Genomic DNA, 15648 nt, shown 5'->3' on the forward strand with positions numbered 1-15648 from the left:
TTGCCAAACCAACATAACAATAAAAGTGCGGCCTAGAGCTTCCCTCTCTAGGACCAAGTTATAACGATCATCAACGTGATTCACCGGAGAACATCATGTCCGAAAATAAACGCAGTACGATAGGCAAATTTGCCCTACTGTCTATGACCTTCGCGGCGGTATACAGCTTCAATAACATCATTAATAACAACATCGAGATCGGCCTTTCCTCGGCTCCGATGTTCTTTCTAGCAACCATTTTTTACTTTGTGCCATTTTGTTTGATCGTTGCAGAGTTTGTGTCACTGAATAAAGACTCTGAAGCGGGTGTTTACTCTTGGGTTAAAAGCTCTCTAGGCGGTCGCTGGGCGTTTATTTCAGCTTACACCTACTGGTTTGTTAACCTGTTCTTCTTCACCTCTCTGCTGCCTAGAATCATCGCTTATGCGTCGTATGCGTTCTTAGGTTTCGAGTACATATTCACACCAATGACCACCGCAATTCTGAGTACTATTTTGTTTGCGGTCGCGACTCATATCTCTAACAACGGTGCGAAATTACTGGGCCCTATCACTTCACTAACATCCTCACTGATGCTGCTGCTAACGATGTCTTACATCTTGTTATCTGGCGGGGCTTTGGTAGGCGGTATCGAGCCAGCGGATCCAATCACCATTGAAGCCATGACACCAAGCTTCAACTGGGCATTCCTTGGCGTAATCACTTGGATATTCATGGCGGCAGGCGGTGCAGAATCGGTCGCGGTTTACGTTAACGACATCAAAGGCGGTCACAAGTCTTTCGTTAAGGTAATCATTATCGCGGGTATCTTCATCGGCGCGCTTTACTCGGTAGGGTCGGTGTTAGCGAACGTGTTTGTTTCGCGTGAAGAACTTAAATTCACAGGCGGATCAGTTCAGGTATTTGAAGGGCTAGCAAGACACTTTGGCCTTTCTGAAATCTTGATGAACCGTTTCGTTGGTGTGGTTTCATTCACGGCAATGTTGGGCTCTCTGCTGATGTGGACGGCAACACCCGTTAAGATTTTCTTCTCTGAAATCCCTAAAGGCATCTTCGGCGAGAAAACTGTCGCGCTTAACAAACAAGGCGTTCCAGAGCGCGCGGCATGGATTCAGTTCTTCATCGTGATTCCACTGATGTTCATCCCAACGTTGGCGTCTGACACCGTTCAAGACTTGATGAGCACCATCATCAACATGACTGCAGCAGCTTCTATGCTACCGCCACTGTTCATCATGATTGCTTACCTTCACCTACGCGTGAAACTGGACCACCTTCCTCGTGATTTCCGCATGGGTTCTCGTACGGTCGGTATTACTGCTGTGTCGATTCTTATCGCTATCTTCACCGTTGGTTTCTTCGCCTCTACCTTCCCAACAGGCGCAGACATCATGACCATCATCTTCTACAACGTGGGCGGGATAGTGATCTTCCTTGGCTACGCATGGTGGAAGTACGGTCAATACGAGAAAAGCTTATCTCCAGAAGAGAAAAAACTAGAAGCAAAGCCTGAACCGGCGAACGCTTAGTTTTACCCTGTGCTCTGATTGAAAGCTTAAGGCACTCGCATTTGGTGAGTGCCTTTTTATTTGTCGGTACATTCCCACTCAACACCTAAATTTCACCAAAGCCTTCAAGAAAGAAGACATTCGAGTCAACAATCTAACCGCCTATAAAGCAATTCACCAACTGAATAGCTATCACCCTAGCCATGCCTCTACACATTCAACTTAAAGTCAAAATAAAAACAAAGTAAATATTTACTAAAAATAGATCACACTTTTAAACTGAATTAATTTTAAACATCAAAATTATCATTAATATCGGTTTTGCGATCGTAAGTAACCTGACCAATACGCCTTGAAGAGCACCCCATATTAGAAGTCAGAACTGCTTACGAACCTTCATTTATAACCCGACACAGAAGTGATTAAAATGAAAAGTAGTTTTACTAAAACCACTCTTATTACAAGCTGTATTCTTGCTGCCCTAAGTACCACTGCCCACGCGGAAGAGTCCGCAGCAAACCACAGCGATACTCAGCCCCCTAAAACAGAAACTGAAACCCTATTTAACTTTTATGGTGAGCTTGGCCTTGGTGGTCACGTGGCACTAGAAGGTGATGACAAAGGCCGTTATGCAGACGGTACTTACATCGAAGCAGGCTTGGCTATCGAGCACGGTAATTGGTTCGGTCTTGCTTACATGGAAGGCTGGACAGTGCAAGCCGACGACGAAGGCAACGCTTGGGCAACTGGCCACGGCTGGGGCGGCTTCGAAGGTGGTTTTAACCGCTTTTACGCTGGCTACCGCACCGACAACAAAACAGAATTCATGATTGGTCGTATGGACTCTTCATTAGATGACGTTCAATGGTGGGGTGACCCTACGGTTGAATACGGTTACGCGATCTCAAACACGCGAGACGTACACCTTGGTGTGAAGATCCAAAACCTAGAAGGCAAGCTTCGCTACAGCGTTTCATTCGCGCCAGAGTCTGACTTCTCTGAAGACGATGCTCTCATTCACTTCGGTAAATACGACAACTTTGCAGACCAATGGAAAGATAAGAACGCCATGGTCAACGGTTACCTCCAATACGATCTGACCGATGACTTAACCCTAATGGGTGGTGGTGAAGTGCGTAACAACGATGGCGGTGAACTATTGCTATTGGGTGCTGAATACAAAAACTTTGCGACTCGTATTTGGCACGACACAGATAAAGGCAACCAAGAATCATTTGGCAGCGAATCAGGTATTCAAACCAGTGCTTGGTACGAAGCGGCTCAGGGCGTTTACCTTTCAGCAGCCTACAACTACGCAAACTTTGATGGTGACAACGGCGACAAAGAAATCACCTCTTACATCAACGCGGGCGTTTGGTACGAATATGGAAACGGCACATTTGCGACTGCTTTCGATAGCCGCTTTGGCGTAGGCAGCGACACTGAAATCGGCGACGCGCAAGTGTTCGCAATGCAATACTTCTACTGGTAATAACAGGAATTGATCATGAAACTGAATAAATCATTCGCAGCTCTCGCTATCGGTGCAGCCCTTGTCGTTACTGGTTGTGCATCAAACTCCATCTCTGGCTCAGCTTCTGACACAGAACAACTGCAAGCCAGCGAATTTAAGAACGTTATCGACCGTACTGGCTCACCAGAATACATGCGAGATTACGACTTCGATGACCACCAACGCTTTAACCCATTCTTCGACCTCGGCGCATGGCACGGTCACCTACTGCCAGACAGTGCAGAAGGCATGGGCGGATTCCCAGGTACAGCACTGCTTACCGAAGAATACATCAACTTCATGGCTGATAACTTCGACCGCCTAAGCGTGTTCAAAGATGGCAAAAAAGTGGCTTTCACTATGGAAGCTTACAGCCTACCGGGCGCATTGGTTCAGACACTAAAATCTGACGATGTGACAGTAGAAATGACGATGCGTTTTGCTTCAAACCGCACCTCTCTACTAGAAACTAAAATCACCACTGACTCCCCTGTCGAATTAGTGTGGGATGGTGAACTACTAGAAAAGACCCACGCCAAAGAAGGCGTTTCGCAAACCGACAAAACCATTGCTGAAACTTACCCTGAATATGACCGTCAAATCGTCGCAACTGACGATGGCCTAAAAGTAACCTTTGGTAAGGTGCGCTCAACATGGGATCTACTGACTTCTGGTGAGTCTGAGTACCAAGTTCACAAGTCGATTCCAACCCAAACCAAGGTTGATGGCCTAACGTTTACTTCAACCGCAAGCATTGAAGAATCAACCACCATCTACACGACTTACTCGCATGTTCTAACGGCAGAAGAAGCGCAAGCGGAACAGCCAGAAATCAAAAAGATCATGGCAAACCCTACCGATTTCTTAGCTACATCAGCAGAGCGTTGGGAAGGCTATCTTGAGATGGGTTTAACCAACCCGAACGCGACACCAGAGCAAGAGCGTGTTGCGGTTAAAGCGATGGAAACCCTAAACGGTAACTGGCGTGGCGCTGCAGGTGCGATGGAGTTTGACTCTGTGACACCATCAGTAACGGCGCGTTGGTTCTCGGGCAACCAAACTTGGCCTTGGGACACATGGAAGCAAGCCTACGCAATGGCTCACTTCAACCCAGATGTAGCGAAAGATAACATCCGCGCGATGTTCGCTTACCAAATTCAGGCAGACGATGCCGTTCGCCCTTGGGATGAAGGCTACGTGCCCGATCTACTCGCTTACAACCTAAGCCCAGAACGTGGCGGCGACGGCGGTAACTGGAATGAGCGTAACACCAAACCAAGCCTAGCGGCATGGGCGGTAATGGAAGTTTACAAGACCACCAGCGACGAAGCTTGGCTTGAAGAGATGTATCCAAAACTAGTGGCATACCATGATTGGTGGCTACGCAACCGTGATAACAACGGCAACGGTGTTCCTGAATACGGCGCAGCACGCGACAAAGCACACAACACACCTGAAGGTGAAATGTACTTCACCGTGGTTCGTGGCGATAAGCACGAAACAGTCGTAGGCCAAGCAGCACTGGATAAAGTGGTAGCAGAAGGCAACTACGATTACATCGAGAGCCCAGCACAAACTGCCGCGTCTTGGGAGTCAGGTCGTGACGATGCAGCCGCATTCGGTTTCATCGATAAAGACCAGCTAGACGCATACGTTGCAAACGGTGGTAAGCGCAGCGACTGGGATGTTGAGTTCGCTCAAAACCGCGCTGAAGACGGCACACTGCTAGGCTACTCGCTATTGCAAGAATCTGTCGACCAAGCAAGCTACATGTACAGCGATAACAAGTACCTAGCAGAAATGGCTGACATTCTAGGTAAAGACGCAGAAGCGAAAGAGTTCCGTGAAAAAGCAGAGCACCTATCGAACTACATCAACACTTGTATGTTCGACGAAGGCACTAACTTCTTCTACGACATTCGTATCGAAGACAAACCACTAGCCAATGGCTGTGCAGGTAAACCGATTGTAGAACGTGGTAAAGGCCCTGAGGGTTGGTCACCACTGTTCAATGGCGCAGCAACGCAAGGTCACGCTGATGCGGTTCTCTCTGTGATGAAAGACAAGAATGAGTTCAACACCTACGTTCCACTAGGCACAGCAGCGCTTTCTAGCCCAGCATTCGGCCCAGATATTTACTGGCGTGGACGCGTTTGGGTAGACCAATTCTACTTCGGTCTAAAAGGCATGGACAGCTACGGCTACCGTGATGACGCAATTGAAATGGCAGGCGCGTTCTTTGACCACGCAGATGGGTTAGTTCAAGACGGTCCTATCCGTGAGAACTACAACCCATTGAACGGTGAACAACAAGGCGCACCAAACTTCTCTTGGAGTGCGGCTCACCTGTACATGCTTTACAACGATTTCTTTACTGACGCAGAGTAAATCAAACCTATACCTGTCTTCTGGAATTCAATGAAAAGATAACCTCATAAATTTCAGGTTTTGGCACTCAGTATCTCGCTGAGTGCCTTTTTTATACTTGAAGCCAAATAAGCGAACAAACAAGTATTTAGACTTTTTAGCCTACCATGATCCTTTTACTCAATTCGCTGTACTCCGCTAACACTGGCAAGCTTTTACTCACAAAAAGCAAAGAGTTCTCTTGCTATGAAATCCCACTCAAAAATTTCATCACTCTCACTGAAATATTGGGTTATGAAGACTTATTCGAATTTTATTTATCCTTATTAGCCTTCCGGACATTAATTTGATAGTCGTTTACTAAATAATCGCTAAACTATAGTGTCGCCTACCCCTTTTTTGAGAAAACCTAAATGCCTAATGCTGATTCCACCCTAAATAAACGTATGGGAATCGTTGCGCTCACCTGGCCAATTTTTATCGAAGTTCTTTTAAGAACCGCACTCAACACCAGTGATGTATTCATGTTATCGGGATACTCGGACAAAGCCGTGTCTGCCGTTGGTGTTATTTCTCAGATATCCTTTTTCTTGATCATTGTCTCGACCATGGTCAGCAGTGGTACGGGTATTTTAATCGCGCAGTACAATGGTGCCTCTCGCACTCAAGAGAGCGCTCACGTAGGCGTAGCGAGTATCATTCTGGCTATTATTGCCGGTGTGCTACTGAGTGTTATTGCCGTTCTTGTTGCTGAATATTTTATCCCGCTCTATCAACTCGAACCTCAAGTTGAACAGTACGCGCAAGAATACCTGTTCATCAGTGGTGCTCTCACCTTCAATGTAACTATAGGTGTGGTTCTCACCACTATTTTGCGCAGTCATGGCTATTCAAAGTCACCGATGGTGATCAATATGATTGCAGGTGTCATCAACGTATTCGGTAACTACTGTGCTTTATATCAACCTTTTGGTTTACCTGTATACGGCGTGCAAGGGGTTGCGACCGCGACCGTCATTAGCCAAGTGATCGGGATGTTGATCTTGATTGGTGTGGTCAGAAGCAAAGGGATTGATCTACCAGTGAAGCAGTTTAAATCTGTGCCGAAAGCCATCTATCAAAAAATCATTAAGATCGGCTCGATGAACGCCGGAGAAGTGCTCTCTTATAACATGGCTCAGATCAGCATTACCTTCTTTGTAGTGCAGATGGGCACGTCTTCACTGGCTGCGTTTACTTACGCACAAAACATCGCTCGTCTCTCTTTTGCGTTTGCACTGGCAATTGGTCAAGGCAGCCAAATCCAAACAGGCTATTACATTGGTAAGGGTTGGATCGACGAGATTACCAAGCGCGTGCAACGTTACTTTGTGGTTGGCTTTATCGCCTCAACTGCGATTACCTGCATGGTTTATGTGTTCCGTTTCGAAATTCTCGATCTGTTCACTCAAGATCCAGAGATCATTGCGCTAACTGCTGCACTGATTGCTGGTTCCATCATTCTTGAAGCTGGCCGAGTATTTAACCTGATCTTTATCTCTTGTCTAAAGGCCGCTGGCGACATTAAATTCCCGATCAAAATGGGTATTCTCAGCATGTGGGGCATTGGGGTTGCCATGAGCTATTTGCTTGGCGTGCACTGGGGTTATGGCGTATTGGGTGCCTGGATGGCAATCGCGATGGACGAGTGGTTCCGCGGAATCATCATGGCCTATCGCTGGCGAGCTAAGAAATGGACTCGATTCTCTTTTTAGAACTATAAATACAATAGGTTAAACAATACGCCAGGTATCTCAATTGTCATGATTGAGGTACCTTTCATCATATTCTGACTACGATGATCTATCCAAGTTATTGCTATACAGGCTTCACTAATCACCGATAAAAACAGCCCTTCCTTAATCGTCATCCAACATCACTATTGCTTTCAATTGACGTAACAATACTGACTTTCAAATATTATTATCAACGTTTTCTATATAAAGATTCTGCAATCGTAGGGATTATCAAACAGGTTCGCTCGAACTACTATTATTTCACTCGCTAGCCAACACGTTAGCAAGACAGCGACTAAAACAACCAATAACTAAAGTGCGCATGCTCATTCAGAGCGCACACCGTGGAGAACATCACTATGTCTTACTATTCAGTACTAGAAGTAACACCCACTACAGACGCATGGGTTGCCGATTACATTGCGCCTGCAAACAAACTGGTTGCTCAATACGGCGGTAAATACCTAGCACGTACTTCTAGCCACGAACGCCTTGAAGGCGACGCAGAGCAGCCTGCGCTTCGTATTATCATCGAGTGGCCGTCAAAACAAGCAGCCGTAGATTTCATGAATGATCCTGGTTACGTGCCACACTTAGCTGCACGCACTGCAGGTTCAGTTAGCCATCATGCGCTTATCGAAGGTAAAGACGACCTAGCGTAATCGAAAGCTCAATTTCGATTTATATTTAGATCTCCACTGGCCCTTTCCAAACATTAAAAGCCGCACCATCATTTCATGGCGCGGCTTTTTGTTATTCGCTACATAGTAATTAGCCTATGATGAACCTTTTACTACAAACTCACCATATAACAATAAAATCAAACACTTAGGGTATTAAATCAAGTAACTAAACCGTTACTTCAACGCCCTTCTTACGCTTTGCTAATCGGCCAAAGATACCGACTAACATCACGATGCCACACACACCGTAAACCTGCATGATGGTTGGATCATCAGAGACAAAGCCCACATCAGAGAACATCACGTAAGCACCTAACACCATGTAGAGAATGATAGCCGAAGCCTCAAAACGGAACTCCCAAGGTGTCACATCAATATTCTCATTGACTGGCATCACGTACTCAGACTCACGCGGCATAAAGTAACCAATGATGAACATCAACGCAGTACATACCACGAACAGAATCGCTAATTGATGTAGGAAGTGAATCGGTGTTTTAAATACTAGCTGCATTGCTGCGTATGAACTTACAAACACCACCAACGCCACTTTCGCCGTTACAGCTGGAACACGTTTAGATACATAGCCGACAAACACAATAGTGAAGATTGGCACACTGAAGAAACCTGCCACCATTTGTAGATATTGGAACAAACCTTCTGGTGCATACATGATGAATGGTGCGATACATACCGAGATAATCGCAATCACGACACCAAAAATACGCCCTTTACCCACTAGCTCTTCATCTGTTTTACCTTGTCCAAATAGCGGCTTATACACGTTCAATGCAAACAGAGTCGTTGAGCTGTTCAACACACCATTAAAGGTACTCAAAATCGCACCAAACATCACCGCGACAAAGAAGCCAACCAACGGCTTAGGCAAAACTTCATTCACTAAACGGGTGTACATGGTGTCTGGGTTGCCCGCATCAGCGCCAAACATGTGGAAAGCGATGATACCTGGAATGATCAAGAACAATGGAGAGATAACCTTAATCGCACCAGCAAGGATGACACCTTTCTGACCTTCTTTTAGGTTCTTAGCACCCAATGCGCGTTGAATGATGGATTGGTCAGTACCCCAATAATACAAGTTCACCAATAATAGACCTGTAAACAATGTTGAGAACGGCAGTGGATCGGTTTCTGTACCCACCGATTGAAGCTTCTCTGGCGCGGCATAAAGCAGAATATCTAAGCCAGCACCGAAACTCCCCTCGCCCAATACCATTAAACCAAATACAGGGATCATCATGCCGCCAACAATCAAGCCTACGCCATTAATGGTATCTGCAATCACAACCGCCTTTAGGCCGCCATAAATCGCGTAAAAGAAGCCAAGTAAGCCAATCGTCGCCGAAATCAGTGCGATTGAACTAAACTCTGAAATATTGAGCAAGGCCTGAACATCGAAGATTTCACCCAAAACAACGGCGCCCGCGTAAAGTGTGGTAGGCAAAATGTTGATCACGTATTGGCACAGGAAAAGTAACGTCACAAACTTCTTCACCGACATGTCGTAGCGGCTCTCTAAGAAATCAGGAATAGTGGTGATGCCTTGCTTCAAATAACGAGGAACTAACATCAAAGCGATGATCACCAAAGTGACACCAGAGGCCACTTCCCACCCCATGACACTCATATTGTGGGTATAAGCTTGTGCGCTCATGCCCACGAAACTGGTGGCGCTCAAGTTTGTTAAGATAAGTGAGCTGGCGATTAAGCCGCCGGTTAAGCTTCTTCCGCCAAGAAAGAAACCATCTTGTGAGGTGTTTTTGTCATTTTTCACTTTGTTGTAGGTAAACGCGACTACAAACCCAGTAAATAACAAAAATGACAACAGAACGGTAATAGACATTTTGTTTTCCTTAAGTTGAGTTATTGCGGCAGCAATACCTCGCTGCCGATTATAATTTTTATATTTAGATTTTTATTTGTAGGGGTACTCAGAGTCAGAGATTCACATCTTTTTTAGATGCACAATCAAGGCAGACTCCGGGTCGAGAATAGGTAAGGTCAATCCAATCTCTTTAAGGTTATCGCCGCTTAAAGTCAGTGTTTTATCTAACCATTGAGGGCGTTGCTTCATGAGTTGGAAACTGGTTTGTGGCATCTCCACCAACTTCACTTGATACAGCGCACTGTCTTCCACGCAGCTAATACGAAGTGGTGATGGCAGAGCATATTCAGGCATCGCCAACTGACACACGGTGATCAGCATTTCATCATCATTCTGCACCCCATAAATGTTCTGGTTTTTGTCCGCAGGATCCATACGGAAGCTGCGGCCTGAGTGCAGAATATGGCGGAACTGCTTGTGCAGAGAGATGTAGTGAGAGAAAGCTTGTTTCTCTTGTTGCGACTCTTTAACCGGATCAAGCTCAACACCCATATGCCCCATCAAAGCGGTGACACCACGCATATTGATACTGTGACGACGATTGGTTGAGTGACACTCAGCAGGGCCAATGTGCGCACCCATAACTTCAGGTGGGAAGAAGTAACTCATGCCTTTTTGAATCGCTTGGCGTTCCAATGCATCGTTACAATCGGATGCCCAGAATCGATGTGTTCTCTTGAGGATTTCAAAATCAATGCGACCACCGCCTGATGAGCAAGATTCAATCTCAACCTTAGGGTGCGCTTGATTCAGTTGGTCAACGAGACGATACAAGGCTTGAGTTTGACCATGTACCGCCGCCTTACCTTGATGACCCGGCTGAACCAATTCACGGTTCATGTCCCACTTTAAGTAGCCGATATTGTACGTAGTCAGAAGCGCATCAAGGCGAGAGAACAAGTAGTCAAAGCACGCTTCATTCTGCAAGTCTAAAACATACTGCCAACGACCAGAGGGTTGATGATAACCTTGTAAACCTAGTACCCAATCAGGGTGGTTACGGTATAGGTTTGAGTCTTGGCTGACCATCTCAGGTTCAACCCACAAACCAAATTCCATGCCCTGTTGGTTAACGTGTTCAATCACTGGTTCTAAGCCATTTGGGTATTTCACTTCATCAAGATACCAATCGCCTAAGGCCGTTCGTTCACCATCACGACCAATAAACCAACCATCATCAATAATGAATCGTTCAACACCCATCACACCGGCTTCGGCTGCCATTTGCATGATGTATTCCGGTTTATGGTCGAAGTAGATGCCCTCCCAAGTATTCAAATGCACTGGGCGAGGTTTATCGGTAGGGAATTGAATAATGTTGTCACGAACAAACTGCTGAAAACGTTGAGCAATACCGTTCAAACCAGAGTTGCTGTAACAGCCGTAGAGCCAAGGTGTCTGGTAAGCTGCCTCTGGTTCTAGAATCGATTCACCCGCTAGCAATAACTCTCCCGCTTGTACAAAGCGGCGACCATCACTGCGGACATCAGCGCGCATTTGGTGGTTACCACTCCAACCTAAATGGAAGCCCCACACCAAGCCGTTCTGCTCTGAGAAACCTTGCGTTCCAGCAAACATGCCTGGGAAATTTTCATGTGACGTACGACCGCGGCGATTCTCTTGCATGAAGCCACCATGCTCAAAACGCTGACGTTGCGTTTGGAACTCATGACACCAGCGACCATGGAACGTCATCAATTCATTGGCGTGGTTTGGCAGCGGCAACGTTGATGACAGCTTATTTAAAGAGTATTTACTGTCCCCTTTATTGGTTACTGTGACGCGCTTTTGAACCACATCCGATTCGTAATCCAGTTTAATTTCGACCGTCAATTCAAGCTTAGACACGGTGTCTTCTAGAACAAAAGTGACTTGCTGATCCTGAGCTTCTGCGCGGACGGTATTAAAAACGGGAGCCCAATCAAAACCATCACGATGCCCTTCAATTCCCGGCGCATTAAAATGACCGCTACCCAATTCAGGACAAAGAGAAAGCGGTACATCGACATCAAGGCGTGCTTGAGATATCGGTCTCTCAGTTGATAACAAAAGATCTTCATCAATACTGGCGATCTTAGCGCCCCAATGAAGAACCTCTGGAGTACGGCCCGATTTGATGATCAAACTGTGGTTTTTACTTGTTAGATGAATAAATTCGCTCATAGCCAATCTCATATTGTTTTCGTAAACATAAACTAAGATTAATAGTGAACTTGAAGACTGGAATTAGTACTAAAATGGCTAAATAACGTGATCTAAAAACACTTATTCGTTGCTAAAATTTGCACAAGATCGACTGTTTTCGGAAACATATTTAATGTTTCAAATGACATTTTCTTGAAAGGGAGCAGAGTTTCATTTCGCTAAATTGGATAAGCTCATCGAACGACAGGAATATTCGATGGACGGTGTGATGAGTGTAACTTTTAAAGATGTGGCGAAGCTGGCTGGCGTATCGACTCAAACAGTATCAAGGGTGACGAACGGTTCGCAGGATGTCGCAGAATCCACTCGAAACAAAGTGAATGCTGCGATAAAGAAGCTTGGATATGTGCCGAATAAAGGTGCTCAAATGCTCAGCCGATCCAAGTCCACCAGCATAGGGTTAGTGACTCTCGATATGGCCTTACACGGCGCCGCAATGATCGCCAATGGTGTGCGAATGCAGGCTCACGATATGGGGTATGGCACCGCTTTTTCTGTGGTATCAGAACCAAATCTCACCAACACCCGCGAAGCCATTCGTGAACTGATCGCCCAACAGGTCGACAGCATCATTCTCAATGTGCCTTTAAAGAGTGCAGACGCCGAATTGCTGGTAGAACAATATCAACACTTAAACCTCATCTTCATTGATGTCCCTTCTAACAGCCAAGTTAACTATATATGCGGCGATCATGCCGAGGGCGCAAAGCTGGCGGCTCAACATCTTATTGAAAATGGTCGCAGTGAATACTTGTTGATCAGCGGGCCTAATGAGTCCAGTGCCTCACAAATCCGTCTTCAGAGTTGGTTGGGTGTGTTATCAGATGCAAACTGTCAGGTACAGTTTCAACATCAAGGAAACTGGCAAGCAGAAAGTGGCTACCTTGGCATTCGAGACGCCGTTGCGAAACAAATCCAGTTTGATGCTGTGTTGGTCGCCAGTGATCAAATGGCATTAGGGGTTTTACGTGCTCTGCAAGAACTGCAGATTCCAGTCCCTGACAAGGTTGCGGTCGTCGGCTTTGATGGCATTGAAGACAGCGCATTCTTCAATCCGCCTCTTACAACCATCAAACAAGATTTCACAAAAATAGGCCAGCAAGCAGTGAGACTTGCAGAGAAGCTCAACGCCAACTCGCAAGATGCCTTGTTACAACATCATATCGAAACCACACTGCTTCCAAGAGAAAGTAGCCAGTCTAAGGTGACTGCCAATTATGAAAAACAAGAGATCGAAAAACTGCTGAAGAAGATTCAGAGCCTATTACCAGAATCCAACTGAAAGAAAAAAGCGCTAGGGGGAGCTAGCGCTTTTAAGACCAACTAAGTCCGTTTAGCCTGGTAGATTTTTAAGCTATATCATGAAGATATAACCAATTTTTTACTTAGGTAAATCAAAAAGCCTATTCTTTACGACTGCTTTGAGTCGTAAATTAAGTATAGTCGGGTTGTGAAAAATGGAAGGAATTATTTCGTTTATTTTTGCTAAAGCGAATAAAGCTAAAGTAGCAAAGGAGCTTAAATGAACTAACCTTTAATCATGATAGGAAATCTTGATGAGGGGTTACATGGATCCAGAGACGACAACCGCTAAACCCATTCCTCAAAAAGATAAATCAAGCTTGTTATCATCTTTACTTTATGAATTCAGAAGAAACAAACTGATTTTGTACTATGTTGCATTCACAACTCCGGTAACACTGATTGTAAATTATTTCGTGCCTCACGAAGTTCGGTACAACATCTATACCTACTTAGAGATTTTGGCGACAGTCTGCTATGTCACCTTTATATTATGGGCAACATACTACTACTGCTACCTGTTGTTTAATCGAGAAAAAAGACCCACAAAACAATTTATCAAGAAAATCAGAACACTGTTGTTCCCGATATCAAAGCCGATCTATTTTGTTCTGTTGATGCTCGTTTTGAATATCTCGTTCTCTAGCTACACCTTCCTAAAATCGGTAATCCCTTACCTTAATCCATACTTTTTAGATCTCGATTTCTACAATCTAGATAAATGGCTGCACTTTGGCATTTCACCTTGGGAAATTACCCACTTTTTCCTGCCTAATGCGATAGCTTCACTCGCCATCAATATCTTGTATAACTTATGGTTTTTTATCATGTGGGGGATGCTACTTTACTTTGTTATTCACCGTAAAGATGACCAACTTCGTAACCAGTTTTTGCTCACCTTCTTGAGCTCGTGGTTTATCATTGGCAACATTATGGCGACCCTTCTTTCATCGGCTGGACCTGTTTATATTAGCTACTTCAATGACCAAGATTTGTATCTCTCTTTGATGCAAAGATTAGACATGCAGAGCGCAGAACTCACTGAGCGTGGTTTGTTTTCTTTGTGGGCTCTCAGCACTCAAGATGCCTTATGGGCAAGTTATGAAGGAGGTATTGGGGATATAGGGACTGGAATATCAGCCATGCCCAGTATGCACGTAACAATATCTGTGCTGATAGCGATGGCATCATTCAGACTAAATAAGAAACTCGGTTACACAGCATGGCTGTACGCCTTCTTTATTCAAATTGGCTCTGTTCATCTAGCCTGGCATTACGCCATCGATGGCTATGTCGGCACTCTATTTGTTGTTATCCTCTGGCACTTGATCGGTTACTTACTCAGAAAGAACTCAGCCCCAATCAGCCTTCAGCAATGACAACCTCTACCGCTTGGGTAATTACTTTCCTCAAGTGCGTGTTTTTATCGTCTAATTGCTTTCCTTTGCGATAAACAAGCTGTATATCGAAATCAGGAACATCTATAGGAGGCGGAACCGCTATCAATGAGCTGTCAACATTAGGGTCTGTTCGGGCGACCAATTTAGGCACAATACACAGCAACTTCCTGCCACTTATCAGTCGTTTTACCGTCAAAAAATTACTCGATGCAATCGCCACTTTTCTCGTATAACCAAGTTCAGCTAATTTAAGGTCTACGCCCGTTTTTAGAGAACCATTAGGGGAAACTAATGCATGCTCGACAGACACAAATGTCTCTAGCGACATCGGTAGCTCAACACCAAGCACTGAGCTATCAAGTAAGCAAACATGCTGCTCGGTGTAGAGTTGCTCGATACCAAACAGCTTAGGCACCTCTCCAAAACTACCTATCGAGATATCAAGCTTTGCCTCTTCAAATATTTGTTGATAGTTGCTTCGATTAACGTTAAAAAATGCGACTTGAGAGTTTGGTGAAGCTTCTTTGATCAAATCGAATATCATTGGGCCAAACATCTGCTCTGCGTAATCCGTCAGCCCTATTTTCCAACTACCTTTGAAACTCTCGGTCTCAAAATGTTTAGATAACAGAACTTCAGACTGGATGGTATTCAGTAGCGTGTCCACGGTGCTTGATAGTTCAATGGCTCGATCGGTCGCCTCCATCTTGCTACCTACACGCTCAAACAAAGGGTCATCAAACAACTTTCGTAGCCTTTGTAAGCTATGGCTCATCGCAGATTGGCTAACATAACAACGCTCGGCAGCCTTACTCACGCTATTCGTTTTATACAAAGCCTGCAGTGCAATCAACAAGTTAAGGTCGATCCCTTTCCAATTAAAATCAGTCATACCAAGCAACCCATTTCATTCATGTTCATAATTAAAACAATTAATTTGAATCATAGTCTAACTCCACCTACATTACGCTAAACATTTATCTGGAATC

10 protein-coding genes are annotated in these 15648 nt (G+C 45.1%); 7 read left to right on the top strand and 3 right to left on the bottom strand.

Annotation, left to right across the window (positions count from 1 at the left end; genetic code table 11):
- Positions 1–95: 95 nt before the first annotated feature.
- From HRQ85_RS14800 to HRQ85_RS14820, 5 genes are all read left to right on the top strand, one after another.
- Positions 96–1529: an amino acid permease gene (locus HRQ85_RS14800; RefSeq protein ID WP_050633944.1), complete on the top strand. Its 1434-nt coding sequence runs from the start codon at positions 96–98 to the stop codon at positions 1527–1529.
- A 406-nt stretch (positions 1530–1935) separates the two neighbouring features.
- Positions 1936–3000 (top strand): protein YgjJ, encoded by a 1065-nt coding sequence (ygjJ, locus tag HRQ85_RS14805; RefSeq protein WP_048605573.1) that lies wholly within the window; start codon positions 1936–1938, stop codon positions 2998–3000.
- A gap of 15 nt (positions 3001–3015) precedes the next feature.
- Positions 3016–5409, top strand: coding sequence for an alpha-glucosidase (ygjK, locus tag HRQ85_RS14810; RefSeq protein WP_172379939.1), 2394 nt, complete (start codon positions 3016–3018; stop codon positions 5407–5409).
- Between the two features lie 392 nt (positions 5410–5801).
- Positions 5802–7142 (top strand): MATE family efflux transporter, encoded by a 1341-nt coding sequence (locus HRQ85_RS14815; RefSeq protein WP_017070359.1) that lies wholly within the window; start codon positions 5802–5804, stop codon positions 7140–7142.
- A 380-nt stretch (positions 7143–7522) separates the two neighbouring features.
- Positions 7523–7825, top strand: a complete 303-nt coding sequence (locus HRQ85_RS14820) for a DUF1330 domain-containing protein (protein WP_050647949.1) — start codon at positions 7523–7525, stop codon at positions 7823–7825.
- 187 nt (positions 7826–8012) lie between these two features.
- Here the strand turns inward: HRQ85_RS14820 and HRQ85_RS14825 are convergent, their stop codons facing one another.
- Together HRQ85_RS14825 and HRQ85_RS14830 are read right to left on the bottom strand one after the other, a co-directional pair.
- Positions 8013–9710, bottom strand: coding sequence for a solute:sodium symporter family transporter (locus HRQ85_RS14825; protein ID WP_172379940.1), 1698 nt, complete (start codon positions 9708–9710; stop codon positions 8013–8015).
- Positions 9711–9812: 102 nt separating this feature from the next.
- Positions 9813–11915: an alpha-galactosidase gene (locus HRQ85_RS14830; protein ID WP_172379941.1), complete on the bottom strand. Its 2103-nt coding sequence runs from the start codon at positions 11913–11915 to the stop codon at positions 9813–9815.
- 250 nt (positions 11916–12165) lie between these two features.
- Between HRQ85_RS14830 and HRQ85_RS14835 the strand changes: the two genes are divergently transcribed.
- Together HRQ85_RS14835 and HRQ85_RS14840 are read left to right on the top strand one after the other, a co-directional pair.
- The gene (locus HRQ85_RS14835) at positions 12166–13239 is read left to right on the top strand and encodes a LacI family DNA-binding transcriptional regulator (RefSeq protein WP_172379942.1); all 1074 of its coding nucleotides are present in this window, start codon (positions 12166–12168) and stop codon (positions 13237–13239) included.
- Between the two features lie 274 nt (positions 13240–13513).
- Positions 13514–14638, top strand: a complete 1125-nt coding sequence (locus HRQ85_RS14840; protein WP_172379943.1) for a phosphatase PAP2 family protein — start codon at positions 13514–13516, stop codon at positions 14636–14638.
- On the opposite strand, the gene HRQ85_RS14845 is transcribed toward HRQ85_RS14840, so the two are convergent.
- Positions 14622–15551, bottom strand: coding sequence for a LysR family transcriptional regulator (locus HRQ85_RS14845; protein WP_172379944.1), 930 nt, complete (start codon positions 15549–15551; stop codon positions 14622–14624). The genes HRQ85_RS14840 and HRQ85_RS14845 overlap by 17 nt on opposite strands.
- Positions 15552–15648 lie beyond the last annotated feature (97 nt).

This window comes from Vibrio sp. Vb339 (assembly GCF_902751245.1).
Classification (GTDB): Bacteria; Pseudomonadota; Gammaproteobacteria; order Enterobacterales; family Vibrionaceae; genus Vibrio; species Vibrio coralliirubri.